24 protein-coding genes are annotated in these 26,855 nt (G+C 72.5%); 17 read left to right on the forward strand and 7 right to left on the reverse strand.

The annotated features are described in order from the left end of the window. Positions 1 to 181 precede the first annotated feature (181 nt). From DEU32_RS01795 to DEU32_RS01810, 4 genes are read right to left on the reverse strand one after another with little or no spacing between them, the layout of a single operon-like run. Positions 182 to 1,786: an ABC transporter ATP-binding protein gene (locus tag DEU32_RS01795; RefSeq protein ID WP_258554751.1), complete on the reverse strand. Its 1,605-nt coding sequence runs from the start codon at positions 1,784 to 1,786 to the stop codon at positions 182 to 184. Positions 1,787 to 1,797: 11 nt separating this feature from the next. Continuing rightward, entirely contained in the window at positions 1,798 to 2,688 is an 891-nt protein-coding gene (locus DEU32_RS01800; protein ID WP_181819160.1) for an ABC transporter permease, read from the reverse strand. Then, entirely contained in the window at positions 2,685 to 3,713 is a 1,029-nt protein-coding gene (locus DEU32_RS01805) for an ABC transporter permease (protein ID WP_258554752.1), read from the reverse strand. Before DEU32_RS01805 ends, DEU32_RS01800 begins: the two co-directional genes overlap by 4 nt. 23 nt (positions 3,714 to 3,736) lie before the next feature. Beyond that, a complete protein-coding gene (locus tag DEU32_RS01810) occupies positions 3,737 to 5,404 on the reverse strand; it encodes an ABC transporter substrate-binding protein (RefSeq protein WP_114849063.1) in 1,668 nt (555 codons plus the stop codon). Positions 5,405 to 5,435: 31 nt separating this feature from the next. On the opposite strand from DEU32_RS01810, the gene DEU32_RS01815 reads away from it, so the two are divergent. After that, positions 5,436 to 6,035, forward strand: coding sequence for a TetR/AcrR family transcriptional regulator (locus tag DEU32_RS01815; protein ID WP_058742996.1), 600 nt, complete (start codon positions 5,436 to 5,438; stop codon positions 6,033 to 6,035). 52 nt (positions 6,036 to 6,087) lie between these two features. On the opposite strand, the gene DEU32_RS01820 is transcribed toward DEU32_RS01815, so the two are convergent. Continuing rightward, positions 6,088 to 7,122, reverse strand: a complete 1,035-nt coding sequence (locus DEU32_RS01820; protein WP_114849064.1) for a cation diffusion facilitator family transporter — start codon at positions 7,120 to 7,122, stop codon at positions 6,088 to 6,090. A 239-nt stretch (positions 7,123 to 7,361) separates the two neighbouring features. Between DEU32_RS01820 and ileS the strand changes: the two genes are divergently transcribed. From ileS to DEU32_RS01845, 5 genes are read left to right on the forward strand one after another with little or no spacing between them, the layout of a single operon-like run. Continuing rightward, on the forward strand, positions 7,362 to 10,616 hold the full coding sequence (gene ileS, locus DEU32_RS01825; RefSeq protein ID WP_114849065.1) for an isoleucine--tRNA ligase: 3,255 nt from the start codon (positions 7,362 to 7,364) through the stop codon (positions 10,614 to 10,616). Next, positions 10,613 to 12,094, forward strand: coding sequence for a folylpolyglutamate synthase/dihydrofolate synthase family protein (locus DEU32_RS01830; protein ID WP_114849066.1), 1,482 nt, complete (start codon positions 10,613 to 10,615; stop codon positions 12,092 to 12,094). Before ileS ends, DEU32_RS01830 begins: the two co-directional genes overlap by 4 nt. Further along, complete coding sequence (locus tag DEU32_RS01835; RefSeq protein WP_083519912.1) at positions 12,094 to 12,510, forward strand: DUF4233 domain-containing protein; 417 nt, start codon at positions 12,094 to 12,096, stop codon at positions 12,508 to 12,510. The genes DEU32_RS01830 and DEU32_RS01835 overlap by 1 nt, the downstream gene beginning before the upstream one ends. A 36-nt stretch (positions 12,511 to 12,546) precedes the next feature. Continuing rightward, positions 12,547 to 12,966: a nucleoside-diphosphate kinase gene (gene ndk, locus DEU32_RS01840; protein ID WP_058741641.1), complete on the forward strand. Its 420-nt coding sequence runs from the start codon at positions 12,547 to 12,549 to the stop codon at positions 12,964 to 12,966. Between the two features lie 28 nt (positions 12,967 to 12,994). Continuing rightward, a complete protein-coding gene (locus DEU32_RS01845; protein ID WP_114849067.1) occupies positions 12,995 to 13,843 on the forward strand; it encodes a thioredoxin domain-containing protein in 849 nt (282 codons plus the stop codon). A gap of 457 nt (positions 13,844 to 14,300) precedes the next feature. Here DEU32_RS01845 and DEU32_RS01850 read toward each other — a convergent pair whose 3' ends face one another. Next, positions 14,301 to 14,903 (reverse strand): vitamin K epoxide reductase family protein, encoded by a 603-nt coding sequence (locus tag DEU32_RS01850; protein ID WP_254631538.1) that lies wholly within the window; start codon positions 14,901 to 14,903, stop codon positions 14,301 to 14,303. Between the two features lie 359 nt (positions 14,904 to 15,262). Between DEU32_RS01850 and DEU32_RS01855 the strand changes: the two genes are divergently transcribed. After that, a complete protein-coding gene (locus DEU32_RS01855) occupies positions 15,263 to 18,157 on the forward strand; it encodes an Rne/Rng family ribonuclease (protein ID WP_114849069.1) in 2,895 nt (964 codons plus the stop codon). Between the two features lies 1 nt (position 18,158). Next, positions 18,159 to 19,019, forward strand: coding sequence for a hypothetical protein (locus tag DEU32_RS17020; RefSeq protein ID WP_181819161.1), 861 nt, complete (start codon positions 18,159 to 18,161; stop codon positions 19,017 to 19,019). 147 nt (positions 19,020 to 19,166) lie between these two features. Here DEU32_RS17020 and DEU32_RS01865 read toward each other — a convergent pair whose 3' ends face one another. After that, positions 19,167 to 19,439 carry a DUF4031 domain-containing protein gene (locus DEU32_RS01865; RefSeq protein ID WP_058741654.1) on the reverse strand — a complete coding sequence of 91 codons (273 nt, stop codon included), beginning with the start codon at positions 19,437 to 19,439 and terminating at the stop codon, positions 19,167 to 19,169. A gap of 179 nt (positions 19,440 to 19,618) precedes the next feature. Here DEU32_RS01865 and rplU point away from each other — a divergent pair, with 179 nt between their 5' ends. The 9 genes from rplU to rsfS all read left to right on the forward strand — a co-directional run bounded on the left by rplU (position 19,619) and on the right by rsfS (position 26,852). Continuing rightward, positions 19,619 to 19,927: a 50S ribosomal protein L21 gene (rplU, locus tag DEU32_RS01870; protein WP_058741645.1), complete on the forward strand. Its 309-nt coding sequence runs from the start codon at positions 19,619 to 19,621 to the stop codon at positions 19,925 to 19,927. A 14-nt stretch (positions 19,928 to 19,941) separates the two neighbouring features. Continuing rightward, on the forward strand, positions 19,942 to 20,193 hold the full coding sequence (gene rpmA / locus DEU32_RS01875; RefSeq protein ID WP_058741646.1) for a 50S ribosomal protein L27: 252 nt from the start codon (positions 19,942 to 19,944) through the stop codon (positions 20,191 to 20,193). Positions 20,194 to 20,279: 86 nt separating this feature from the next. After that, entirely contained in the window at positions 20,280 to 21,788 is a 1,509-nt protein-coding gene (gene obgE, locus DEU32_RS01880; protein WP_114849070.1) for a GTPase ObgE, read from the forward strand. Positions 21,789 to 21,795: 7 nt separating this feature from the next. Then, positions 21,796 to 22,614, forward strand: a complete 819-nt coding sequence (gene proB, locus DEU32_RS01885; protein ID WP_114849071.1) for a glutamate 5-kinase — start codon at positions 21,796 to 21,798, stop codon at positions 22,612 to 22,614. Between the two features lie 116 nt (positions 22,615 to 22,730). After that, on the forward strand, positions 22,731 to 23,996 hold the full coding sequence (locus DEU32_RS01890) for a glutamate-5-semialdehyde dehydrogenase (protein ID WP_114849072.1): 1,266 nt from the start codon (positions 22,731 to 22,733) through the stop codon (positions 23,994 to 23,996). Positions 23,997 to 24,040: 44 nt separating this feature from the next. Then, a complete protein-coding gene (locus tag DEU32_RS01895) occupies positions 24,041 to 24,241 on the forward strand; it encodes a hypothetical protein (protein ID WP_058741649.1) in 201 nt (66 codons plus the stop codon). An 11-nt stretch (positions 24,242 to 24,252) separates the two neighbouring features. Continuing rightward, positions 24,253 to 24,852 carry a nicotinate-nucleotide adenylyltransferase gene (nadD, locus tag DEU32_RS01900; protein WP_083519913.1) on the forward strand — a complete coding sequence of 200 codons (600 nt, stop codon included), beginning with the start codon at positions 24,253 to 24,255 and terminating at the stop codon, positions 24,850 to 24,852. A 293-nt stretch (positions 24,853 to 25,145) separates the two neighbouring features. Next, entirely contained in the window at positions 25,146 to 26,333 is a 1,188-nt protein-coding gene (locus DEU32_RS01905; RefSeq protein WP_147281387.1) for a hypothetical protein, read from the forward strand. Between the two features lie 126 nt (positions 26,334 to 26,459). Beyond that, entirely contained in the window at positions 26,460 to 26,852 is a 393-nt protein-coding gene (rsfS, locus tag DEU32_RS01910; RefSeq protein WP_114849200.1) for a ribosome silencing factor, read from the forward strand. Positions 26,853 to 26,855: the final 3 nt, after the last annotated feature.

Raw genomic sequence — 26,855 nt, forward strand, 5'->3', positions numbered from 1 at the left:
ACGTCCACCGGCCTGGAGGCGCGGTGCGGGTCCGTCCCGCACCGCGCCTCCTGCGTGTGGTCGCGTCGAGCGCGCGCCCTGGATCCGAGTCTCGGGCAGGGCGACGAGTCCCGGGCCGGGAGGCCCGGGACTCGTCGCCGAGCACGAGACTCGGCGCTGACCAGAGCGGTCCGGTGCGCGCTCAGGACGGGCCGGCGGCCAGCCGCGCGGCCGCGGCCAGCAGGCGCGCGGTCTCCGGGTGCTCCGGCGCGGCCCACACCCGCGCGGCCGGACCGTGCTCGACGACCCGGCCGCCGTGCACGACGAGCACCTCGTCCGCCGTCCGCCGGACGGCCCGCAGGTCGTGCGACACGAGGACCATCGCGACCCCGGTCTCGTCCCGGAGCCGCTCGAGGAGCGTCAGCACCGCGTCCTGCACGGTCGCGTCGAGGGCGGTGACGGGCTCGTCGAGCACCACCACCTCGGGCGACGTCGCCAGCGCCCGGGCGATCGCGAGCCGCTGCCGCTGCCCGCCGGAGAGCGTCCACGGCGACCGTGGCCGCAGCGCCGGGTCGAGTCCGACCTGCCGCAGCGCCTCGTCGACACGTCCGCCCAGTGCCCCGCGCACGCGGCGCTCGCGGCCGTCGGACAGCGCGTCCGCGAGCACCCGCTCCACCGTCCACCGCTCGTCGAAGGTGGCACCGGGGTCCTGCACGACGGCGGCCACGCGGTGCCGGCGTGCCCGACGGTCGCGCTCCGGCAGCGGCACCCACGGCGCGCCGTCGAGCGTGACCGTGCCCGCGTCCGGTTCCTCGAGGCCGAGCAGCATCCGCGCGACCGTGGTCTTGCCGGACCCGGAGGCCCCGATCACGCCGAGGACGCGCCCCGGCCGCACGGACAACGAGACGTCCTGCACCGCGGGAACGCCCGCGAAGGACCGGGAGAGGCCGCGCCCCGCGAGGATCGCCGGGCCGCCCGTCGCCGAGGGTCCGTCACCAGCATCGTCGCCGGCGTCGTCGCGGGACCGGTCGGCCCGGGCCGACCGCACCAGTGCCTGCGTCACAGGGTGCTCCGGTGCGGCGAACACCGCCGAGGTCGGACCCTGCTCGACCACCGTGCCGTCGTCCACGACGACGACCCGGTCCGCCCACCCCGCGACGAGCCCGAGGTCGTGCGTGATGACGAGCAGCCCGGCCCCGCGGCGCTGCGCGGCACGCAGCTGCTCCATCACGGTGACGGCGACGGCCGCGTCGAGGGCCGTCGTCGGCTCGTCCGCGACCACGAGGTCCGGAGCGCCGACCGTGGCCGCGGCGATCAGGGCACGCTGCCGCATCCCGCCCGAGAGCGTGCCCGCGAGCCGGCCGTCGTGCGCCAGGTCCGGGTCGAGGTCGACCGCCGCGAGCGCCGTCCGGACGGCATCGATCCGCTCGGCGGCCGTCATCCGGGTGTGCAGCCGCAGGGCGTCGCCGACCTCGCGGCCGACCGGGCGGAGCGGGTCGAGGGCGCCCAGGGCCTCTTGCCCGACGTAGCCGACCGTGGCACCGCGGAGTCGCCGCCACTGCCGCTCCGACAACCCCCGGACGTCTTGTCCGGCCAGCCTGAGTACCTCGGCGTCCACCGAGGTCCCGGCCGCCGAGAGCCCGAGCACCGCCCGCGCGGTGACGGTCTTGCCCGAACCGGAGGCCCCGACGAGCGCGACGCACTCCCCGCGCGCCACCGTGAACGCGACGTCGTGCACGAGCACCGCGTCACCCGCCCGGACGGTCAGGCCGCGCACGTCGAGCACGCTCGCGCCGAGCTCGTCCACGCCGGGCCCGCTCACCGCGGCGCCCCGCTCCGTCGGACGGCACGGCCGAGCACGGTCACAGCGGTCGCGAGCACGACGATCGCCAGCCCGGGGAAGGTGCTCGTCCACGGTGCCGTGAGCAGGTAGGTGCGACCGTCGGCGAGCATCGCGCCCCACTCCGGGGCCGGCGGCGGGGTCCCGACACCGAGGTAGCTCAGGGCCGACGCCCACACGACGGCCTGCCCGACGCCGAGGGTCGCCACCGCGACCACGGGCCACAGCGCCGCGGGCAGGACGTGCCGCACCAGCACGACGCAGGGGGAGCGGCCCTGCAGCACGGCCGTCTCGACGACCTGCGAGCGTCGGGCCGTGCGGACGAGTCCGCGGACGATCCGTGCGTAGCCCGGCGCGGTCGCCGCCCCGACCGCGAGGGTCGCGGGCACCGGACCCGGTCCGGTCACCGCTATGACCACGAGGGCGACGAGCAGCAGGGGCAGCGCGAACGCCACCTCGGTGATCCGCCCGACGACCGCGTCGACGAGCCGGCCACCGAGCCCGGCGACCGTGCCGAGGACGACGCCGGCGACCCCGCCGACGAGGGTCGCCAGCACACCGACCAGGAGCGACGCCCTGGTACCCGCGACCACACGGCCGAGCACGTCGCGACCGGACTCGTCGGTGCCGAAGGGGTGCGCCCACGACGGCGCCTGCAGCGCGTCGGTCGGGTGCACGGCGAGCGGGTCCCCGCCGCCGAGCAGCGCGGGGAACGCCGCCGCGAGGACCGCGAGCACGACGACCGCCGCGGCGACGGTGCCGACCGGCCCGAGCGTCCCCCCACGGGACCGCTCGGATCGGCGGGCAGGGTCGCCGGGGCGCTCCACGGCACCACCGGCCGGGAGGCGCGGGTCGACGATGCCGCTCACCGCGCCACCGCCCCGTGGCGCGTCCCGACCCGTCGCCGGGCACCGCTGCGCGCTGCGCCGTCGCCGCCGCGGGGGTCGACGACCCGCTCGACGAGGTCGGCCACCGCGAGCACGACCACGTACGCCACGGCGGACACCATCGCGATGCCGACGACGAGGGGCATGTCGCGCTGCGTCACCGCCGCGACCAGGGCGCGGCCGATCCCGGGCAGCGCGAAGACCGACTCGACGACGACCGCGCCGGACACGAGCGAGCCGAAGGCCCACGCGGACAGCGCGATTCCGGGGAGTGCGGCGTGCCGGAGCAGGTGGCGCCCGAACAGCCCGAGGCGGGACTCGCCGCGACCCCGCGCGGCGAGCGCGAACGCCGACCGCTGGGCGTCCACCACGCCGTCCCGGACCGTCTCGGCCAGGTAGCCGGCGACCGGCACCGCCACCGTCAGGACCGGGAGCACCCAGCCCGCCACGCTGCCGTCGGACACGGCGGGGACCCAGCCGAGGCCGCTCGCGAACACCACGATGAGCACGCTGCCGAGCCAGAAGTGCGGCACGACGCTCGCCGTGACCGTGATCGCCCCGGTCAGCGCCGCGGCCACCCGGCCCCGCTGCGTCGACCACCACGCGGCGACGACCGCGAGAACCCACGCGACGACCAGCCCCGTCACCGCGAGCGTCAGCGTCACGGGGAGCTGCTGCCCGAGGAGCGTCGCCACGGGCGTCCGGAACGCGTACGAGTCGCCGAGGTCGCCCGTCGCGAGCCGGCCGAGGAACACCGCGTACTGCACGAGCACGGGTCGGTCGAGCCCGTACTCGCTGCGGACCTGCGCGACCGCCTCGGCGGAGGCCTGCGACCCGGGCCCGCCGAGGATCGCGAGCGCCGGGTCACCCGGGATGAGCCGGATCGCGACGAACACGATCGTGGCGACCGCCCAGAGCACGCCGATCCCGCCGGCGACGCGACGGATTCCCCACAGTGCCCAGCCGGACCAGCCGACGGGCAGGCCGCCGCGCGCACGACGCACCACGGGCCTCCCGTCCGGTGACCGCGTCAGCGGTCGATCCAGGCCGTGCCGAACCACGGCGTCGAGACGGCCGTCGTGCGGATGCCGTGGACCGACGAGCGGTACAGGAAGTGGTTCTGCTGGTCGTACAGGGGGAGCACCGTGCCGCTCGCCAGGATCAGCCGCTGCGCCTGCTCGTAGAGCTTCCCGCGCTCGGCGGTGTCGGCGGTCTGCGCGGCCTGCTGCAGGAGCCGGTCGACCTGCGGGTCGTCGAGCTGGGCGAGGTTGGCGAAGTAGCCGGACGGTGCCGGTTCGATGCTCGCGCTGTCGTACAGGATGCGCAGGACGTCCGCGCCGACCTTCGTGTACGGGGCGCTGACGACGTCGTACTCGTTCTTCGCCAGGGCGGCGTACCAGCTCGACAGGTCGAGCTCCTGCAGGCGGACGTCGAACCCGACGGCCTTCTCCGACGCCTGGACCTGCTGGAACAGGCTGCGCTCGGCGGGCACCGACTGGTTCGTCGACACCGGGAAGGTGACGGTCAGGCGCTGCCCGTCCTTCTCTCGCACGCCGTCGCTGCCGACCTTCCAGCCGGCCTCGTCGAGCAGCTGCTTCGCCTTCGTGGGGGAGTACCGGAACAGGCTCGGGTCGGAGTACGCGAACGGTTCGACGCTCGACAGCACCGAGTACGAGCGCTTCGCGGTCCCGAGGAACAGGCTCTGCAGCCCGGGGTCGATCTCCGCACCGGCGATGAAGGCCTTGCGGACCGCCTCGTCGCGGAAGACGCCGTGGCCGGAGTTGAGCTCGAGACGGTTCGAGGCGCCGGGCCGCGGGGCGTCGAGGTCGCGGATCGCGCCCTTCGCCGAGGCGGCCTTCAGTTGGTCGGGCTGCGCGTTGTCGATGACGTCCACCTGACCGGACTGCAGCGCCGCGTACCGCGAGGTCGAGTCGGGCAGGAAGCGCCAGGTGATGCCGTCGAGCCGCGGCTTCGTGCTGCCCCAGTAGTCGTCGTTCTTCGCGAGCGTGACCCGGTCCCCGTGCTTCCAGTCCGTGATCGTGAAGGGGCCGGTGCCGACGGGGGACTCGCAGTTCTCGGCCTGCGGGCGCTGCAGGGCCTTCGGGGACTCCATGCCCACCCACGGCTGCGAGAAGGACTCGAGCAGGGCGCTGTCCGGGCGGCTCAGGGTGAGCGTGACGGTGTGGTCGTCCGTCGCGGTGGCCTTCGTGATCGACTGCAGCGCGAGGTAGCCCGTGCTCGACGCCGTCGCCGGGTCCTGCACGTGCTCGATGTTCGCGACGACCGCCGCCGCGTCGAACGCCGTGCCGTCCGAGAACCGCACGTCGTCCCGGAGCCGGAAGGTCAGGGTCTTCCCGTCGTCGCTCGTCGTCCAGGACTCCGCGAGGGCGGGGACCGGCTTGCCGTCGTCGAGCGCGGTGAGCTCCTCGATGTACTGCGTCGACAGCAGCGCCTGCGGGTAGTTCCCGCCGACGTGCGGGTCGAGGCAGGTCGGCTCGGCGTCCCCGGACGCGTAGGTCAGGGTGCCGCCGGACACCGGCGTGCTGCTCGACGTCGCGGCGCCGCCGCCCGTGCATGCGGTCAGCGCCAGCAGGACCGCTGCGGCCCCGGCAACGGCGGTCGTGGTGCTCCGGAGGACGGTGCCACGGGAGCTGGCTCGGCGCGCGCGGGCTGTTTTCTGTACTCGGTCCAAGATCATGGCGGATCGAGTCTAGCGGTTTACTGTGCGCATGGACGAGACGACCAGGCGCGGTGGCCGCCCCCGACGGTCGAGCGCCGAGGTGCTCGCCGACGCCGCCGCGGAGCTGTTCCTGGAGCAGGGTTACGCGCGGACGACGGTCGACCACATCGCCGCCCGGGCCGGGGTCAGCCGTGCGACGTTCTTCAACTACTTCGCCGCGAAGTCCGACGTGCTCTGGCTCGAGCTCGACGCCGCGGTGGCCGACGTCCCGCGGTTCCTCGCCGCGTCGACCGAGGCGAGCCCGGTCCGCGCCGTCGAGGAGGCCCTGCTCGCGGCCGCCCGGGCGCACGACCCGGAGCGCGTGCCGTGGGCGATCGCGCAGGCCGAGGTGATGGACATCGGGTCCGAGCTCGTCGCCAGCGTGGCGGCGCGGGTGATGGCGCAGCACGGGGCGGTCGCGGCGTTCGTCGGGTCGCGGACCGGGGAGCACCCGATGTCGCTGTGGCCGCAGACGGTGTCCGGGGCGATGCTCGGTGCGGCCGCGGCGGCGTTCGGGGTGTGGGTCGCCGACGGCGTCGGGCGCCGGGCGCTCGTCGAGTACGTCGGGGCGGCCCTGACACCGGTCGCGGTGGGGCTCGACGCGCACTGAGGTGCGCGCGGCGTCCGGGCTCGGAGCGTCAGCGCGTCAGCGGGTCAGCGCGTCACTCGGTGCGCAACGTGCCCGCGCCCCCTGCCGCTACGTCCTCCGCTGTGCCGTCCCGCACCGTCGACGGCACCTGCCCGTCCCCGCGCGACCGGAGCGACGCGTCACCCGGGATGCTCAGCGTGAGCACCGCCTCCTCGATGTACTGACTCGTCTCGAGCGAGGCCTCCACGCGGCGCAGCCGGACCGCGACGTGCTCCTCGTCCTCGTTGCCCTCGAGGTCGACGGCCGCGACGAGGAACACCCGGGACGGTCCGACGAACTCGAGGTGCAGGTACGTGACGCGCTCGACCTCGTCGCGGCGGAGCATCTCGGTGAGCACGGCGTCCTCCAGCTCCGGCGAGGTGGCCTCGCCGAGCAGGAACCGGCGGTTGCGTTCGATGAGCACGATCGCGACGACCCCGAGCAGCACGCCGACCGCGATGGAGCCGATCGCGTCGAAGACCGCCAGGCCCGTGACCTGGTGCAGGAACACGCCCAGGAAGGCGATGACGAGGCCGATCAGGGCGGCGGCGTCCTCGGCGAAGACGGCGCGGAGCGTGGGGTTCGAGGACTGCAGGACGTGCCGCAGGACGGGGACGCGGCGCTTGGTCGCGGCGCCGTGGGCCTGCCGGAACGCCTGCACGAAGCTCGTGCCCTCGAGGACGAACGCGACCGCGAGCACGAGGTAGTTGAGCAGCAGGTCCTCGGCGGGACCGCTCTCGCCGAGCTGCGTGATGCCGTGCCAGATCGACACGACGGCGCCGGCGGTGAACAGCCCGAACGCGGCGAACATCGACCAGATGTAGGTCTCACGGCCGTAGCCGAGCGGGTGGCGGGTGTCCCGCGGCTTCGCCCCGCGCCGCTCGGCGACGAGCAGGAACACCTCGTTGCCCGTGTCCGCCCACGAGTGCGCGGCCTCGGCGGTCATCGACGCGGAGCCGGACAGCAGGGAGGCGATGGTCTTGGCGATCGCGACGAGCAGGTTCGCGGCGAACGCGATGACGACGGTGAGCAGGGACTCGGGACGGTCCTGCTTCTCAGACGAGGGCATCGCTCCAGCATGCTCCGGTCTTGTAGACTCGGCCCCACAGGCGTCGAACCGGCCATCACCGGGGAGCCTCCGGCAGAACGCGGCAGCACCACCGCCGTCAGTAGAACCGGGCGGACCGGACCGCACCCATCCGGCGAACGAGCGGTCGGTCGCAGCGCGAGCAGCGGCCGGCAAGCGAGGTGGTACCGCGGAGCGAGCTCCGTCCTCGTGGAGACGAACCGAACCCACAGGAGCAGCTCGTGGCCTACCCCCTCAACGTCCCCGCAGACGGCGTCGACCCGTCGCCGAGCTTCCCCGCCGTCGAGCAGGGGATCCTCGCGTTCTGGAAGGGCGACGACACCTTCCAGGCCTCGATCGACCAGCGCGACGGGTGCACCGAGTGGACGTTCTACGACGGCCCGCCCTTCGCCAACGGCCTGCCGCACTACGGCCACCTGCTGACCGGGTACGCCAAGGACGTCTTCCCGCGCTACCAGACCATGCGCGGCAAGCAGGTCCACCGCCGCTTCGGCTGGGACACGCACGGCCTGCCCGCCGAGCTCGAGGCGATGCGCCAGCTCGGCATCACCGAGAAGCACGAGATCGACGCGATGGGCGTCGACGTCTTCAACGCCGCCGCCAAGAAGTCCGTGCTGCAGTACACCGACGAGTGGCAGCAGTACGTCACCCGCCAGGCGCGCTGGGTCGACTTCGAGGACGACTACAAGACCCTCGACGTGACCTTCATGGAGAGCGTCCTGTGGGCGTGGAAGCAGCTCTGGGACAAGGGCCTCGCGTACGAGGGCTTCCGCGTCCTGCCGTACTGCTGGAACGACCAGACGCCGCTGTCCAACCACGAGCTCCGCATGGACGACGACGTCTACCAGATGCGCCAGGACCAGTCGGTCACCGTCGCGTTCCCGCTGCGCGGGACCCGCGCGACGGAGCTCGGACTCGACGGAGTCCGCGCCCTCGCCTGGACGACGACCCCCTGGACGCTGCCGACGAACGCGGCGCTCGCGGTCGGACCCGAGATCGCCTACGCGGTCGTGCCGGCAGGGCCTGGAGGCGCGGCTGACGGCGATCCCGCCGGTTCAGCCCGGTACCTGCTCGCGTCCGACACCGTGGCCGCGCACGCGAAGGACCTCGGCTACGAGAGCGCCGAGGACGCGCTCGCCGCCGTGCTGCGCACGGTCGTCGGCGCGGAGCTCGACGGCGTCGAGTACGAGCGGCTGTTCGACTTCCTGGCCGACCAGGAGGGCTACGAGCACGCCTGGCGCATCCTGGTCGCCGAGTACGTCGAGACGGGCGAGGGCACGGGCATCGTGCACCAGGCCCCCGCGTACGGCGCCGACGACCAGGAGGTCTGCGCGGCCGCGGGCATCCCCGTCGTGCTCTCCCTCGACGAGGGCGGCCTGTTCACCGCGCAGTTCGGCGAGGTCGCCGGCATGCTCTGGTCCGACGCGAACAAGCCGCTGACGAAGGCCGTGCGCGAGATGGGGCGCCTGCTCCGCCAGGCGTCGTACGAGCACAGCTACCCGCACTGCTGGCGCTGCCGGAAGCCGCTCATCTACAAGGCGGTCTCGTCGTGGTTCGTCCGGGTCACGGCGTTCCGTGATCGCATGGGCGAGCTGAACCAGGACATCAACTGGGTGCCGGACAACGTCAAGGACGGCCAGTTCGGCAAGTGGGTCGGGAACGCGATCGACTGGTCGGTCTCCCGCAACCGCTACTTCGGCACGCCGATCCCGGTGTGGGTGTCCGACGACCCGGCGTACCCGCGGCAGGACGTCTACGGCTCGCTCGAGGAGCTCGAGCGCGACTTCGGCCGGCTGCCGACGAACGCCGACGGCGAGGTCGACCTGCACCGTCCGTTCATCGACGAGCTCACCCGGCCGAACCCCGACGACCCGACCGGGCGGTCGACCATGCGCCGCATCACCGACGTCTTCGACGTGTGGTTCGACTCCGGCTCGATGCCGTACGCCCAGGTGCACTACCCGTTCGAGAACCGCGAGTGGTTCGACGCGCACAGCCCCGCGGACTTCATCGTCGAGTACATCGGGCAGACCCGCGGCTGGTTCTACGTCATGCACGCGCTGTCCACCGCGCTGTTCGACCGCCCGGCCTTCCGCAACGTCATCAGCCACGGCATCGTGCTCGGCTCGGACGGGCAGAAGATGTCGAAGTCGCTCCGGAACTACCCGGACGTGTCAGAGGTCTTCGACCGCGACGGCGCCGACGCGATGCGCTGGTTCCTCATGTCGTCGTCGGTCATCCGCGGCGGCAACCTCGTCGTGACCGAGGAGGGCATCCGCCAGGGCGTCCGCGAGTTCCTGCTGCCCCTCTGGTCGACGTACTACTTCTTCACGCTGTACGCGAACGCGTCGGGGGAGACGGGGTACCAGGCCTCGCGCAGCACGGCGAGCACCGACGTGCTCGACCGGTACCTGCTCGCGAAGACCCGCGTGCTCGTCGAGGACGTCACGACGCACCTCGACGCGCTCGACACCCCGCTCGCTGCCCAGGCCGTCCGGGACTTCGCCGACGTGCTGACGAACTGGTACGTCCGGCGCTCGCGCGACAAGTTCTGGCTCGGGGCGGACTCGTCGCCCGAGGCCCGCGCCGCGTTCGACACGCTGTACACCGTGCTCGAGACGCTGACCCGCGTCGCCGCACCGCTCGCGCCGCTCGTGACGGAGGAGATCTGGAAGGGCCTGACCGGCGGACGCAGCGTCCACCTGACGGACTTCCCGGCTGCCGGCGAGTTCCCCGCGGACGACGCCCTCGTCGCCGCCATGGACCGCGTCCGCGACGTCGCCTCGAAGGGCCTCGCGCTCCGCAAGGCCACCGGCAAGCGCGTCCGTCTGCCCCTCGCCACCCTGACCCTCGTCGTGCCGGACCCCGCCGCCGTCGAGCCGTTCGCGGACATCCTCCGCGACGAGCTCAACGTCAAGCGGGTCGTGCTCGAGGAGCAGGAGGAGTCCTCGCTCGGCCGGTACGGCATCGAGCGGAAGCTCACCGTGAACGCCCGCGCCGCCGGTCCGCGCATCGGCAAGCAGGTCCAGCAGGTGATCCCGGCCGCCAAGAAGGGCGACTGGGTGGCGACCGAGACCGGCGTCACCGTCGGCGGCGTCGACCTCGTCGAGGGCGAGTACACGCTCGACCTCACGGTCGCGGACGACTCCGTGGCGGTGGCGTTCCTCGACGGCGGCGGCTTCGTGGTGCTCGACACCGTGACGACCCCCGAGCTCGAGGCCGAGGGCCTGGCGCGCGACGTCGTCCGGGCCGTGCAGCAGGCCCGTCGCGACGCCGACCTCGACGTCAGCGACCGGATCTCCCTGACGCTCCGGGTCTCCACCGAGGCCGAGGCGGCGGTCCGCACGCACGAGCAGCTCATCGCGGCGGAGACCCTGTCGACGAGCGTGACCGTGACCCCGACGACGTTCGCGCCCGGTGCGGGCTCGGCCGTCGGCGACGCAGCGACGGTGTCCGTGGAGGTGGCACGCGCATGAGCGACGGCAACCAGTACGACGACGACCGGTACGACGACCACGACGGCGTCGACCACGACGGTGCCGACGGCGTGGAGATCCCGGTCGGACCGGCGGGCGACACGTCCCCGGCCGACGCCCTGCCCTACGGCGGGGACGACGACGAGGTCCGCCGTGTCGAGGCCGCGCTCCTGGCCCGGGTCGGCGAGCAGGCACCCGAACGGCGGCTGCACGCGACCCGCCGCGCCGTCGAGCTCCTCGGCGACCCGCACCTGGCGTACCCGGTGATCCACGTCACGGGCACGAACGGCAAGACCTCGACCGCGCGGATGGCCGAGAGCATCGTCCGCGCGCACGGGCTGCGCACCGGGCTCATGACGAGCCCGCACCTTGTGTCGATCCGCGAGCGCATCGTCGTCGACGGCGAACCGATCGCGGCGGCCCGCTTCGTCGAGAACTGGGACGACATCGTCCCGATCCTCGAGATGACCGATTCCGAGCTCACCGCGAAGGGCGAGCTCCCGCTGACCTTCTTCGAGGCGCTCACCGTCCTCGCCCTGGCGTGCTTCGCCGAGGCGCCGGTGGACGTCGCCGTGATCGAGGTCGGCATGGGCGGCGAGTGGGACTCCACCAACGTCGTGCAGAGCCAGGTCGCGGTGTTCGCCCCGATCGCGATCGACCACGCGAAGCAACTCGGCAACACCGTCGCCGAGATCGCCCGCACCAAGTCGGGCATCATCAAGCCGTCCTCCGCCGTCGTGTCGAGTGCACAGACCCCCGAGGCGCTCGCGGAGCTCGAGCGGGCGGCCGAACTGACCGAGTCGACGCTCGCGGTCGAGGGCACCGGGTTCTCCGTCGTGTCCGACACCCCGGCGGTCGGCGGGCAGCTCGTCACCGTGCAGGGCGTCGCCGGGCGCTACGACGACCTGTTCGTCCCGATGTTCGGCCAGCACCAGGCGCACAACGCGGCGCTCGCGATCGCCGCGGTCGAGCAGTTCCTCGGCCGCGGGTCGCAGGCGCTCGACGAGGACGTGCTGTCCGAGGGCCTGGCCGCCGCGACGAGCCCCGGCCGACTCCAGCCGATCGCGCAGGACCCCACGGTCGTCGTGGACGCCGCGCACAACCCGCACGGCGCCCGTGCACTGGCCGAGGCGCTGCCCGTGGCGTTCCCGTCCGGGCACGTCGTCGGCGTCGTGGGCATCCTCGGCGACAAGGACGCCCGCGGGTTCGTCCGCGCGCTCCGGGACACCGTGCAGACGTTCGTCGTCACGCAGCCGCCGGGGGACCGCGCGCTCGACGCGGACGCCTTCGCGCGGATCGTCGTGGCCGAGGTCGGCGAGGACCGCGTCGTCGTGGAGCCCTCGCTCGAACAGGCGCTGCACGAGGCACGTGACCTCGCGGACGAGGCGGACGCCGAGGACGCGCTCGTGCTCGTCGCCGGCTCCATCGTGATGGTGGGCCGGGTCATGGACCTGGTGCACGCAGAAGGTGAGCGGTGATGACGGACGCACCACGCGCCTCCAGGCCGGGTCGACCGCCCCGGGTGCGGAAGCCGCGTCGCGAACGCGGGGCGCAGGAGAGCCTGCTCTCGATCACCCTCGTGCTCGAGGCGATCATGTTCTTCTTCCCGATGCTCGTCGTGTACGGCAAGGGCACCCTGCCGCCCCTCGCGGCCTTCGGCGGGGGCATCGCGGCGATGATCGTCCTCGCAGCTGCCTCACGCCTGACGGGCAAGTCGGCCGGTGTATGGTTCGGGTGGCTGCTGCAGGCGGCCATCCTCGCCACCGGGCTGATCGAACCGTTCATGTACGCGGTGGGCGTGGTGTTCCTGGCGCTGTGGGTGTTCTGCTTCGTCAAGGGCGGTCAGCTCGACCGGCAGAACGCCGCGCGGCGCGCCGCTCTCGGCGAGGAGTGACCAGCACCCCCGCGACCGAACACTAGGAGCAACTGCGTGTCCGACCTCGAAGAGACCCTCGTCCTCGTCAAGCCCGACGGCGTCGCCCGCCAGCTCACCGGAGAGATCCTCCGGCGCATCGAGGCCAAGGGCTACGAGATCGTCGACCTGAAGATGCTGACCGCGCCGCGCGACCTGCTCGACGCCCACTACGAGGAGCACCAGGGCAAGCCGTTCTTCGAGCCCCTCGTCGAGTTCATGCAGTCCGGGCCGGTCGTCGCCGTGCGCGTCGGCGGCAACGCGGTGATCCAGGGCTTCCGCTCGCTCGCCGGCACCACCGACCCGACGACCGCCGCTCCCGGCACCATCCGTGGCGACCTCGGCCGCGACTGGGGCCTGAAGGTCCAGCAGAACCTGGTGCACGGCTCCGACTCGCCCGAGTCCGCCGCGCGCGAGCTCGCCCTCTGGTTCGCCTGATCCTCCGGCCCGACAGGACATCGAAGCGATGACGAACAACGACCGACCGACCAAGAACGAACGCCGGCAGCACGCCCGCGAGGTCGCCCGGGAGCGCGCCGAGGCCGAGAAGCGCCGCAAGCGCCGGAACAAGTGGTTCCTGCAGGGCGGCATCGGCCTGGGCATCGTGGCCGTCGCGGCGATCATCGCGATCGTCGTGGTGAACGTGAACAGCGGCGGGACTACCTCGGCCGCCGGCCCGAAGAACATGGCGACCGGTGCGATCCAGTTCACCGGGCAGAACGGCGAGGTCACCCCGGTGACCTCGAAGGCCGTCAGCGCCTCGGGGACCGAGTCCGCCGTGCCGACCAAGGGCGTCGACGGCTCCGTGCAGGTCACCGAGTACGTCGACTGGGCCTGCCCGATCTGCAAGCAATTCGAGGGCGCCTACGCCGACCAGATCCTGGACAAGGTGAAGTCCGGCGAGGTCACGCTCGCGATCCACCCCGTGTCGATCCTCGACCACAGTTACGCCGGCTCCCGGTACGCCAGCCGTGCCGCGAACGCCGCGATGTGCGTCGCGAACTACGAGCCGGACAAGTTCCTCGACGTGCAGACGCAGTTCTTCGACAAGCAGCCTGAGGAGGGCACGAAGGGCCTGACGAACACCGAGATCGAGGACCTCGTCAAGGCCGGCGGAGCGACCTCCTCCCAGGTGGCGTCGTGCGTCGCCGACGAGTCCTTCAAGGGCTGGGTCACGAAGACCACGAACGTCGTGCTTGCGGACACCTCCCTGCAAGGTGCCCAGGGCTTCGGCACGCCGACCATCGTGGTGGACGGCAAGCGCCTCGACAACCTGACCGACGTCATGACCGCGATCGAGTCCGCAGCGAAGTAGTCCGCCGCGCAACGCCGCTGACGCCCCGCGTTCCCGTCCCGGGAGCGCGGGGCGTCGTCGTGCGCGCGCGGCTGGGTGCCGTTCCGCGCGCAGGAGGCCGTTCCGCGCGTAGGGTGCCGTTCCGCGCGAAGAAGACCGTTCTTTCCGCCGCCCCACGCGCGTTCCGCCTTCCCAGGTCACGCGCGATGGGATCCTCCGCGTAAGGTCAGCCGTTCCCGTTCCCGTTCCCGTTCCCGTTCCCGTTCCCGTTCCCGTTTACCGAACGCAGGGCGCACCCGCCGAGCACGGGCACGGGCACGGGCACCCCGTACACACCCGGACGTTCCGGGCGTACCGGGACACTCCGGGCGTACCTGGGCCGCCGTTCCGACCAGCAACGCCCGGTTCCACCCGGTACCGCGCGGAGGAAGACCAGGCAGCCCATTAGGCACCCGGCCCAGCGCCCGGTCTCAGCGAATCAGAACGAGCTGAACAGCCGCGGGAACATGATCAGGATCGACACGACGATCACCGCGTAGTTCGCCAGCACGAAGGCCCACGAGTAGGGCAGCAGCGTCCGACCGACCCGCTGGAGCCCGGCGCCGAAGCGCCCCTGCGCCGCGTTCCAGATCGTGAACACCCAGAACATCGGGATCGTCATCGACCAGACCAGCAGGCACCATGGGCAGAGGTAGCCGATCACCCACACGGTCTGGGTGAACAGCCACGTCACGAAGACCCAGGCGAGGAAGACGCCGGTGTTGAACGCGACCCAGAACCACCGACGACCGTTCTGCGCACCGGCGAGGAGCATCACTCCGACGGCCACCGGGGCCACGAAGCCCATGACGCCGAGCAAGGGGTTCGGGAAGCCGAGGAGGTGACCCTGCCAGCTCGTCATGACCTGGGAGCAGTTGACGAACGGGCTGACGTCACAGCTGAGTGCCTTCGTCGGGTTCTCGTACTTCGCGAACTCGTCGAGGACCAGGGAGAAGGCCGCGTAGAGACCGACCAGACCGGTCACCAGCAGGAAGATCCCCATGGCGATCGGGCGGCGGGGCGTGGTTGCGCTCGTGCTCACGGCGTCATCTTCGCACGCCGGTTCCGGCCCTTCCCTGGCAGGGCGTGCGACAATGACGAGGTCGCGCGGTCCGCTGCGCGGCGAGCAGAGCTTTCCGGGCCCAGCCCGGACGATCAGGTGCGGTGAGAGCGCACCGTGGTCGGACGTGCGTCACTCCGACGCCGAGCCGCACGGGCCGGGTGCCCGACACGGATCGGTCGCGGACCACCTGAAGACGGCGCACACCGGTCACGAGAGCACGACGACGGGGGCGTGGACGCCGCCCGTCACAACCGAAGAGTTCCCGCGGCCACAGCGGTCGCGGACAGAGTTCCCGCCGCCCGTCAGGGCGCGAGCGGGGTCAAGGAGTGCACCAGGACATGGTGGAGCAGAACACCGACAACACGAACAACGACGACACCACCCCGAAGCGTCGTGGTCGCCTGTTCGGCGGGCGTCGCGCCCGCTCGACCGGCCAGGAGGCCCGTGGTGACGTCGACCAGACGACGGACGTCGATGAGACGGTCGCGCTGACGGACGAGACGGCTGACGCTGCCTCGCCGGTCACCACCGTGGACGTCGACGGCACCGCGGTGCCGGTCGAGGTCGCCCCGGTCGCGGGCGGCTCGGACACCCCGGAGGCCGTCTCGACGGTGACGGGTGACCTGCCCGTGGTCGAGCAGCCCGAGGAGTCGGGCATCGGGGAGACCCGCACCGAGGAGTCGGGCACCGACGCTGCGACGGTCGCGGAGCCGAGCGCCGCCGCGGCGACCGGCGAGACGGATGCGCCCCGTGCCTCCCTGCCGTGGTCCGACGAGCCGGAGGGCGGCGAGCCGACCCCGGAGCCCGCCCCGGAGGTCGTCGTCCCGAAGGCGACGAGCACCCTCAGCCTGATCTTCCACGCGCCGGTCCTGCCGGAGCTGCCCGCGCGCTCCGCCCAGGACGACCGCTTCGACGAGGACGACGAGCAGGGCGCCGGTCGGCGCCGGTCGCGTCGCCGCGGTACCAGCGCCGACCGCGAGCAGCGCGGACCGCGCGACCACCTCGAGCCGCGTCGTCGCGAGCCCGAGCTCATCACCGAGCCGCAGCGCATCAAGGGGTCCACCCGACTCGAGGCGAAGAAGCAGCGCCGCCGCGACGGGCGTGACGCCGGCCGTCGCCGCACGGTCGTGACCGAGGACGAGTTCCTCGCCCGTCGCGAGAGCGTCGACCGGCAGATGATCGTCCGGTCGAGCTCGTCGAAGATCGAGATCGGCGTGCTCGAGGACGGCATCCTCGCCGAGCACTACGTGACGAAGTCGCACAACGTGTCGCTCATCGGCAACGTGTACCTGGGCAAGGTGCAGAACGTGCTGCCCTCGATGGAGGCGGCCTTCGTCGACATCGGCCGCGGTCGGAACGCCGTGCTCTACGCGGGCGAGGTCGACTGGGCGTCGGTGGACACCGGCAACCACGGCCGTCGCATCGAGGCCGCGCTCAAGCCGGGCGACAAGGTGCTCGTGCAGGTCACGAAGGACCCGGTCGGCCACAAGGGCGCCCGTCTGACGAGCCAGGTCTCGCTGCCGGGTCGCTACCTGGTGTACGTGCCGAACGGTTCGATGAACGGCATCTCCCGCAAGCTCCCGGACACCGAGCGTGCCCGGCTGAAGAAGATCCTCAAGGAGATCCTCCCGGAGCGCGCCGGCGTCATCGTCCGCACCGCGGCCGAGGGCGCGACCGAGGAGCAGCTGACCCGCGACGTGCAGCGCCTGACGAGCCAGTGGGAGGCGATCCAGAAGAAGGTCGCCGCCGGCCACGCGCCCGTGATGCTCCACTCGGAGCCGGACCTGCTCGTGAAGATCGTCCGCGACGTCTTCAACGAGGACTTCACGAAGCTGATCATCGACGGCGACGCCGCGCGCGGCACGATCGAGGAGTACCTCGACGCCGTCGCGCCGGACCTCAAGGACCGCGTCGAGGTCTACGACGGCCCGGACTCCTTCGAGGAGTACCGCCTGAACGAGCAGATCGAGAAGGCCCTCGACCGCAAGGTGTGGCTGCCCTCCGGTGGATCGCTCGTGATCGACCGTACCGAGGCCATGACGGTCGTCGACGTCAACACGGGGAAGTTCGTCGGCTCCGGCGGCAACCTCGAGGAGACCGTCACGAAGAACAACCTCGAGGCGGCCGAGGAGATCGTCCGGCAACTCCGCCTGCGGGACATCGGCGGCATCATCGTGATCGACTTCATCGACATGGTGCTCGAGTCGAACCGGGACCTCGTGCTCCGTCGACTCGTCGAGTGCCTGAGCCGCGACCGGACGAAGCACCAGGTCGCCGAGGTCACGTCGCTCGGCCTCGTGCAGATGACCCGCAAGAAGATCGGCGTCGGGCTCCGCGAGTCCCTCGACGAGGTGAACGCAAAGGTGAACGACAACAACGCCGACCCGGGGCCGACCAAGGGTCGTCGCAAGAGCCGCAGCGGTTCGGGCAACGGCTCCACCGGCGGCAACGGTGGCGGGTCGAACGGCGGCAACGGGTCGAACGGCGGCGGTTCCTCGTCCGGCACCGGCTCGTCGCACGCGTCGCAGGCGCACCAGATCACCGAGGACGTCAAGAACGCCCTCTCGCGGATCGCTGCCTCGACGCTCCCGCACGACGAGCCGCTGACCGGCATCGCCGCCCCGGCGCGCGGTGCCGCGACGCCGGACGCCGCGTCGGAGACCCCGCTGTCGCCCGTCTCGACCGCCACGCCCGCCTCCGCTCCGGAGGAGTCCGAGCAGCGGAACGGCGACCAGCCCTCGGGCAAGCGTCGTCGTCGCCGCGGTGGCCGCGGTGGCAACGGTGGCTCGGCGCAGACCGAGTCGACGACCACCGAGTCGAGCAGCACCGAGTCGAGCAGCACGGACGCCTCCGTCGAGGCGCCCGCTGCAGCCCAGGATTCGGTCGTGCAGCCTGCCGCTGCACCCGCGGAGTCCGAGCCCGCCGCGACGGAGCCGAAGGCCAAGGCCCCTGCTCGCCGCCGCGTCAGCTCGAGCGCGCCGGTGACCCCGACGGAGAACACCGTCGCGATCCTGGACATCCCGGTCGCGGTGACCCAGCGTGCACCCCGCCCGGTCTCCGGCGACGCCGAGTCCCTGCTCGACTCCGTGCTGCAGGCGCTCCCGGAACCGAAGCAGCCCGGCCAGGGCCGCTCGCGCTCGCGCCGGGTGTCCTCGCCGAGCATCAGCGCACCGGCGACGAAGGACGACGGCACGGACGGCGACGACGACGGCTCCGTGATCGTGGGGAACTGACGTGACGGGACCGGGGGAGCCGAGCGGGCAGCAGGACCGCGGGTACTACGGTGCGGGCTGGCAGCAGCCCGCGCCGTCGGCCCCGGCGCCGCAGGGCGGGTACATCCCGCCGCTGCCGCCCGCCCGGGGACCCCGGGACCGCGCCGAGGCCGACCCGCGTCGGGCCTTCGCCCCAGGGGCCTCGCTCGCGAACACCACGGGCGCGCTCATCGCGGTCGTCTCGATCGTGGTCGTCGAGTTCGTGTCGGGGGTCTTCGGGCTCCTCGGGACGTCGCTCGTCGTGCACCCCTTCACGACGTCCGGCACCGGGGCGAGCCTGATCGGCAGCTTCGTCTCCGGGGTCTTCGCGTCCCCGTTCCCGTTCTACGCCGGGGCCTTCCTGGCGCTGGCGTTCCTCACGCCGATCGCGCGCCGCAGCCCGCTGCCCACCGTGCTCCTGCGGGCCGTGCTCGCCGGGGCGGCCGGCACGGTGGCGCTCGCCCTCGTCGGCGTGTTCACCGGGCTGTACGCGGCGACGCGGACCGGCAGCGGTGTCCGACTCGTCACCGACGTGCTGACCGGGCCGCTGCAGAACGGGGTGCCGTTCACGCTCATGCTGCTCGGGACCGCGACGGTCGCGTGGCTCTGGACCGGTCGTCCCCGCGGCGGCCGTCGTGCCCTGTCGGGCTCCGGCGGGCGTCCGGGGACCGTGCGGCCCGCCGACGCGGTACCCCCGGCGACCGTGCAGCAGCAGCCGCAGTACCAGCCGCAGCCGCACCACCCGCAGTACCAGCCGCAGGCGCCGCAGTACCAGCCGCCCCTCCAGCAGCAGCCCGGCCCGCAGGCATCCGACGGCCGCTGGGCGCCCCCGGCGCCGCGCTGACCCGACGAGCGCAGCCCCGACGAGCGCAGCCCCGACCAGCGCAGCCCCGACCAGCGCTGATGCGAGTCGCGCCGGTGGTGCGCTGCGCGCCGGACCGGTGTCGTGCCTCCAGGCCGTCGACCCCGCGGGCTGCGCAGCCCGCCGTCGTCAGCGCGCCCGCTTGTCCCGCTGCGCGACCCGCAGGCCGCTCCCGATGAGCCGGAGGACCAGCTCGCGGCCGGTCACGGCCGTCGCCCCCAGCGAGACGAGCTCGTCGTAGCGCGCGAGCGGCACGTCGTAGTGGTCGTGGTCGAACGCGCGGCGGGGGATCCCGGCCCGTTCGGCGAACGCGTGCAACTCGTCGTAGGATGCGTCACTGACGAGGTGCGACCAGACGGTGTCGTGGGCGGGCCACGTCGGCGGGTCGATCAACACGGTCACGCGTGCCATCGTACGTGTGTCGCCGTTTGACCGGACCCGTGGGCATCGAGTAAACTCGATCCCTGGTGTCAGCGGGCCGTTCTGCCTGCGTCGCCGATCGGGCCCGGCCTACCGGGAGCCGCTCGTGCAGAAGTGGGCACCCGAGACTTCCCTCAAGCAGAGTACGTAAGGATTTCCACGTGGTTTACGCAGTAGTGCGCGCCGGCGGCCGTCAGGAGAAGGTCGAGGTCGGCACGATCCTCACGATCGACCGTGCCAAGGCCGACGACAAGGGCAACATCGACCTCGCCCCGGTGCTCCTCGTGGACGGTGACAAGATCACCTCGGCGGCTTCCGAGCTCGCCAACGTGACCGTCACCGCCGAGGTGCTCGAGGACCTCCGCGGTCCGAAGGTCGTCATCCAGAAGTTCAAGAACAAGACCGGGTACAAGAAGCGCCAGGGCTTCCGCGCTGAGCTCACCCGCGTCAAGATCACCTCGATCGCGTAAGGCGGGAGTAGAAGATGGCACACAAGAAGGGTGCGAGCTCCACTCGCAACGGTCGTGACTCGAACGCGCAGCGCCTCGGCGTGAAGCGCTTCGGTGGACAGGTCGTCAACGCCGGCGAGATCATCCTGCGCCAGCGCGGCACCCACTTCCACCCGGGCGCCAACGTCGGCCGCGGTGGCGACGACACGCTGTTCGCCCTCTCGGCCGGTGCGGTCGAGTTCGGCACCAAGGGCGGCCGCAAGGTCGTCAACATCGTCAACGCGTAACACCGCGACGATCTGACTCTGCGGGAGGGGCGGGCCACGTGCCCGCCCCTCCCGTTCTTCGTTCTGCAGTACCTAGGAGTGGACCCATGGCGACCTTCGTCGACCGAGTGACCCTGCACCTCAGCGCGGGCAACGGTGGCAACGGCTGCGTGTCGGTCCGCCGTGAGAAGTTCAAGCCCCTCGCCGGACCCGACGGCGGCAACGGTGGTGACGGTGGCGACATCGTCCTCGTCGCCGACCCGCAGGTGACGACCCTGCTCGGCTACCACCGCTCGCCGCACCGTTCCTCGAGGAACGGCCAGCCCGGCATGGGCGACATGCGCAGCGGTGTGAGCGGCGAGACGCTCGAGCTCCCGGTCCCGATCGGCACCGTCGTGCACGACGAGGACGGCGAGGTGCTCGCCGACATGACCGAGCCGGGCATGCGCGTCGTCGTGGCCCCCGGCGGTCAGGGCGGTCTCGGCAACGCCGCGCTCGCGACCACGAAGCGCAAGGCCCCGGGCTTCGCGCTCCTCGGCACCCCCGGGTGGGAGGGCGACGTCAGCCTCGAGCTGAAGACCATCGCCGACGTGGCCCTGGTCGGGTTCCCGAGTGCCGGCAAGTCCTCGCTCATCGCCGCGATCTCCGCCGCGAAGCCGAAGATCGCGGACTACCCGTTCACCACGCTCGTGCCGAACCTCGGCGTCGTCGAGTCGGGGGAGTCCCGCTTCACGGTCGCCGACGTCCCCGGCCTGATCGAGGGTGCCTCGGAGGGCAAGGGCCTCGGTCTCGAGTTCCTCCGCCACGTCGAGCGCTGCGAGGCGCTCCTGCACGTCATCGACTGCGCGACGCTCGACCCGGGCCGCGACCCGATCAGCGACCTCGACGTCATCCTCGGCGAGCTCGAGCGCTACCCGGTGCCGGAGGGGCAGACGCCCCTGCTCGAGCGTCCGCAGCTCGTCGCGCTGAACAAGGTCGACGTGCCCGAGGCCGCCGAGCTGGCGGAGTTCGTGACCGCCGAGCTCGAGGGCCGCGGCTACCGCGTGTTCCCGATCTCCACGGCCTCCCGCGCCGGGCTCCGCGAGCTGACGTTCGCGCTGGCCGACGTCGTCGAGCAGGCCCGTGCCGCCCGTCCGGCCGCGCCCGAGCAGGAGCGCATCGTGCTCCGCCCGAAGGCCGTCGACGAGAAGCCCTTCACCGTGCGTGCGGAGGGCGGCGAGGAGCACCGCTTCTACCGCGTCCGCGGCGCGAAGCCGGAGCGTTGGGTCGTGCAGACGGACTTCACCAACGAAGAGGCGATCGGCTACCTGGCCGACCGGCTCGCGAAGCTCGGTGTCGAGGACGGCCTGTTCAAGGCCGGTGCCGTCGCCGGGTCCACCGTGGTCATCGGTGGCGACGGCGGCATGGTGTTCGACTGGGAGCCGACGCTCACCTCGACCGCGGAGCTCATCACGAGTGCCCGCGGCACCGACGCCCGCGTCGGTGGTTCCTCGCGGCCGACCCGCAACGAACGGCGCGAGGAGTACTTCGAGCGCATGGACGCCAAGGCCGCCGCCCGCGCCGAGCTCGAGCAGGAGCGCGTCTCGGGTCTCTGGGCCGACGACGACGAGGACTGATCCCGGCATGACCGAAACGACCGCGCGCACCGACCTCGGCCCCGTCGCCGGGCGGCAGGACATCCCGCGTGCGCGGCGTCTCGTGGTGAAGGTCGGGTCGTCCTCGGTCAGCGGGGAGAACACGGCGCAGATCGCCGCCCTGGTCGACGCCCTGGCCGCGGCGCACGCCCGCGGGACCGAGGTGGTGCTGGTGTCCTCCGGCGCCATCGCCACCGGCTTCCCGTTCCTCGGGCTCGAAGGACGCCCCGACGACCTCGCGACCCAGCAGGCCGCGGCGGCGACCGGGCAGAACGTGCTGATGTTCCGGTACCAGAAGGAACTCGACCGGCACGGGGTGATCGCGGCGCAGATCCTGCTCACCGCGGGTGACCTGCAGAACCCCACCCACCGGGTGAACGCGCAGCGGGCCGTCGACCGGCTCCTCGCGCTCCGGGTGCTGCCGATCGTGAACGAGAACGACACCGTCGCGACCCACGAGATCCGGTTCGGCGACAACGACCGGCTCGCGGCGCTCGTCGCCCGCCTGCTCGGTGCGGAGGCCCTGGTGCTGCTGTCGGACGTCGAGTCGCTCTACACGCGTCCGCCGGAGCACCCCGACGCCGAGCCGATCGACGAGGTCCCGTTCGGCGACGAACTCGCCGGAGTGACCTTCGGCTCGATCGGCAAGGCCGGCGTGGGCACCGGGGGAGCGGGGACGAAGGTCGCCGCTGCGCGGCTCGCGGCCGAGGCCGGGACCGCCGTCCTCGTGACGGCGACGGCGCTCGTCGACCGGGCGCTGTCCGGCGAGCAGGTCGGCACGTGGTTCCACGCGGGGCCGCGTCCGTAGGTCGGTCCGGCCCGGCGTCGATCGGGCAGACCGGACGGGAGGCGCGGGTCACCCCGCGCGTGACGGGTCGCGTCACCGGCGTGTCACGGGGGCAGGGGCCGCACTACGATCGTCCCATGTCGCTGACCGCAGCCGCCCCGACCCTGACCGACAAGCTCGTCGCCGCCCGCGCCGCGTCGTCGGCGCTCGCGACCGCGACGACCTCGGTCAAGGACCGCGCGCTGCGCACGGTCGCGGAGGCGCTCCGTGCCGGGACGGCGGACATCGTCGCGGCGAACCACGGCGACCTCGTGGCGGGCGAGGCGGACGGGCTGTCGTCGGGCCTGCTCGACCGGCTCCGGCTCGACCCGGACCGCATCGAGGCGCTGGCCGCCGCGGTCGAGCACGTCGTCGGGCTGACCGACCCGGTGGGGGAGCAGGTCCGCGGGTCGCGGCTCCCGAACGGGCTGCAGCTGTCCCAGGTCCGCGTGCCGTTCGGTGTCGTCGGCGCGATCTACGAGGCCCGACCGAACGTGACGGTCGACATCGCGGCGCTCGCGCTGAAGAGCGGCAACGCGGTCGTGCTCCGTGGCGGTTCGGCGGCGCTCCGGACGAACGCGGTCCTGGTCGAGCGCATCCGGCAGGCCGTGTCGTCGGTGGGGCTGCCCGCCGACCTGGTCCAGACGATCGACGAGTTCGGGCGGCCCGGCGCCACCGAACTGATGCGCGCACGGGGGCTCGTCGACGTGCTCGTGCCCCGGGGCAGCGCGTCGCTCATCCAGACCGTCGTCACCGAATCGACCGTCCCCGTGATCGAGACCGGCGCCGGGGTGGTGCACGTGTTCCTCGACGCCTCGGCACCCGAGGGCCGCGCGGTGGACATCGTCCTGAACAGCAAGGTGCAGCGCCCCAGCGTGTGCAACGCGCTCGAGACCCTGCTCGTGCACGAGGGAGCGGCCGATCGACTGCTGCCCGTGCTGGCCGACCGACTCCGTGCCGCCGGGGTCACGCTCCGCGGTGACGACGCCACGCGGACGATCGTGCCCGGTGTCCTCCGGGCGACCGAGGCCGACTGGGCGACCGAGTCGATGGACCTCGACCTGTCGATCCGGGTCGTCGCCGACGTCGACGAGGCGATGGCGCACATCGCGCGGTGGTCGACGCACCACACCGAGTCGATCGTGACCGACGACGTCGACACTGCCGAGCGCTTCCTCGCCGAGGTCGATTCGGCCGTGGTGATGGTCAACGCCTCGACGCGGTTCACCGACGGCGGGGAGTTCGGCTTCGGCGCCGAGGTCGGGATCTCCACCCAGAAACTGCACGCTCGCGGGCCGATGGGCCTGCCCGAGCTCACGAGCACCAAGTGGATCGTGCGCGGCCAGGGACAGATCCGCGGCTAGACTGAGCGGCGTCTTCCCACCCGACCGAACGGAGCACCGGACCGATGACCTTCCTCGCTGCAGCTGCAGAGACCTCCTCCGGGGTGCCCGCGTTCGTGTTCCCGCTCTGCGGGGCGCTGTTCTTCACGTTCCTCGGCTTCGTCACCTGGAGCTTCCGCGACGTCGCGTACCGTCACTCGCACAAGTTCGAGGCCACCCGCCACGACGAGACGGGTGTCGACGAGTTCGGTCACACCAAGCACTGACCCCCGGCTCGATGCTCGAGAGCACGGGGCGCCCACGCATCGGCGTGATGGGCGGCACGTTCGACCCGATCCACCACGGGCACCTCGTGGCGGCGTCGGAAGTCGCGCGCGCCTTCGACCTCGACGAGGTCGTCTTCGTCCCGACCGGTCAGCCGTACATGAAGTCCGACGTGACGGACGCCGAGCACCGGTACCTCATGACGGTCGTGGCCACCGCGTCCAACCCGATGTTCACCGTGAGTCGTGTGGACATCGACCGCCCGGGGCCGACGTACACGGTCGACACGCTCCGTGACCTGCACGAACAGCGACCGGACGCGCAGCTCGTCTTCATCTCGGGCGCAGACGCCGTTCAGCAGATCCTCGACTGGAAGGACCACGATGGTCTCTGGGACCTCGCGCACTTCGTCGCGGTCACACGCCCGGGTCACGACCTGAGCATCACCGGGCTACCGGAACGCGACGTAAGCTTGCTCGAAGTCCCCGCGCTGGCGATATCGTCCACCGACTGCCGCGACCGGGTCAGGCGCGGGTTCCCCGTGTGGTACTTGGTCCCCGACGGCGTCGTCCAGTACATCTCCAAGCACCATCTGTATCGGAGCGTTGCATGAGTTCGTCCGACGCGCAGCCGCCACTGTCGCGACGCCAGGCGCGCGAGCGGGAGCGTGCCGCCGCAGCGGGTTCGCAGCCCGTCACGCCTCCGCCGACCGTCGCCGCCCCCGACCGGACCGAGGAGGCTCGGCGTCGGCCCGGCTCGCACGTGGCCCCGTCGTTGAACGGTCCTGCCCAGCGACCGGTCCCGTCGGCGCCGGACTCGTCCGTTCCGTCCGCGCCGAACTCCTCCGTCCCGTCGGCGCCGATCGCTCCTGCGCCCGGGGGTTCCGCGCCGGTCCCGTCGGTGCCCGTGACCAGCGTGCCCGTGACGTCGGCGCCGGCGTCGGCGACCGAGATCGTCCCCGGGACCGGCGGCATGACCCGCCGGCAGCTCCGGCTCCTGCGCGAGGCCGAGGGCCAGGCCGTCCAGCCCGTCCCGCTCCGTGCACCGACCCCGCAGTCGTCGGACCGGACCGTGCAGGACGTCATCGGGTCGGTCGACACCCTCGACCGCGGTGCCGACGGCGGACGTCCGCCCGGCTCGGCGCCGCAGCCCGCCGTCGTGCCGTCCGACGGCCGCCGTGACGAGGAGTCCGCGACGGATCAGGTCGCCGAACCCGAACCCGAGTCCGACGTCCTGGACGACGCCGCGATCGCGCAGGCGACCGAGGCGGACGGCTCCCCGGACGCGATCGAACCCCTCAGCGAGGCCGCCGCGCACGCCGAGGAACCCCGACGTCACCGGTCCACCTGGGCCGCGCACGACGACGAGACCCCTGCCGAGGACGGGTCGGTCGACGCCGCGCCCACCGCTGCGCCGCTGCCCGGGGCCCCCGCCGTCCCGGTCGTGCCGTCGTCCGCGACCCCCGGGGTCTTCCCGCTGTCGCTCGACGACGACACGAACGAGGTCCCGGTCCAGCAGTCGGCCGCCACGAGCGACCCCGACGACGAGCTCGACGCCCCGGCCGTCCCCGACGCGTTCCGTCGGCCGGTCGAGCCGAAGCCCGTGACGACGGCGTTCGCCCCGCCGACCGGACACTGGTCGCAGCTCGCGCACGACTCGAACGACGCCGAGGTCCACGACGAGGAGACCGGCACCCGCCGCGTCGCCGTGCACAACACGAACTCGATCGTCCTGCCCGACTCGGCCCTCGCGGACCCCACCGGTGCGCTGAACGCCACCGGCGAGGTCATCCTCACCGGGTCGATCGACCTGCCGGCGTCGCTGTCGTCGACCGGGTCGCACCGGCCGATCGACGGGGCCGAGGTCGACCGTCTGCTCGAGCAGCACGACGAGCAGCCCGAGACGGACGCCAGCCCGGTCCGGGCCAGCCGTGCGATCTCCAGCCACACGTCGACGCGCCAGGTCGTCCTCGCGGCCGCGAAGCCCAAGGAGTCCCGCACGCCGGTGATCCTCGGCGTGACCGTGGGGGCCGTCGGCGTCGCAGCGGCGGCCGTGATCATCGTCGCGCTCGTCACCACGCACATGGGCGGCTGACCCGGCCGCCACCGTCCCGATCACCCACCCCGCTGCCCGGCCTGGCCGGTGTCGGCGGGGTGGCCTATGATCGGGTCCCATCACCGGGGCCCGCGCACCGCGGGTCCGACCGACCGGAAGGACTCCGTGACCGCCTCCCCACGCGCACTGGAACTCGTACAGCTCGCGGCCACCGCGGCCGACGACAAGCAGGCAGAGGACCTCGTCGCCCTCGACGTGACCGGACCACTGCAGCTCACCGACGTGTTCCTGCTCGCGACCGGCCGGAACGAGCGCAACGTGCTCGCCATCGCCGACGAGGTCGAGGACCGCCTGATCCAGGCCGGTGCCAAGCCCCTCCGTCGCGAAGGACGGACCGAGGGCCGCTGGGTCCTCATCGACTTCGGCGACATCGTCGTGCACGTCTTCCACGAGGAAGACCGTCAGTACTACTCGCTCGAGCGTCTCTGGTCGGACTGCCCGACCATCCCGCTCGAGCTGTCGGTCGACCAGACCGCGGCCGCCGACCAGTCGGTCTGAGCG

Source organism: Curtobacterium sp. AG1037 (genome assembly GCF_003349855.1).
Taxonomy (GTDB): domain Bacteria; phylum Actinomycetota; class Actinomycetes; order Actinomycetales; family Microbacteriaceae; genus Curtobacterium; species Curtobacterium citreum.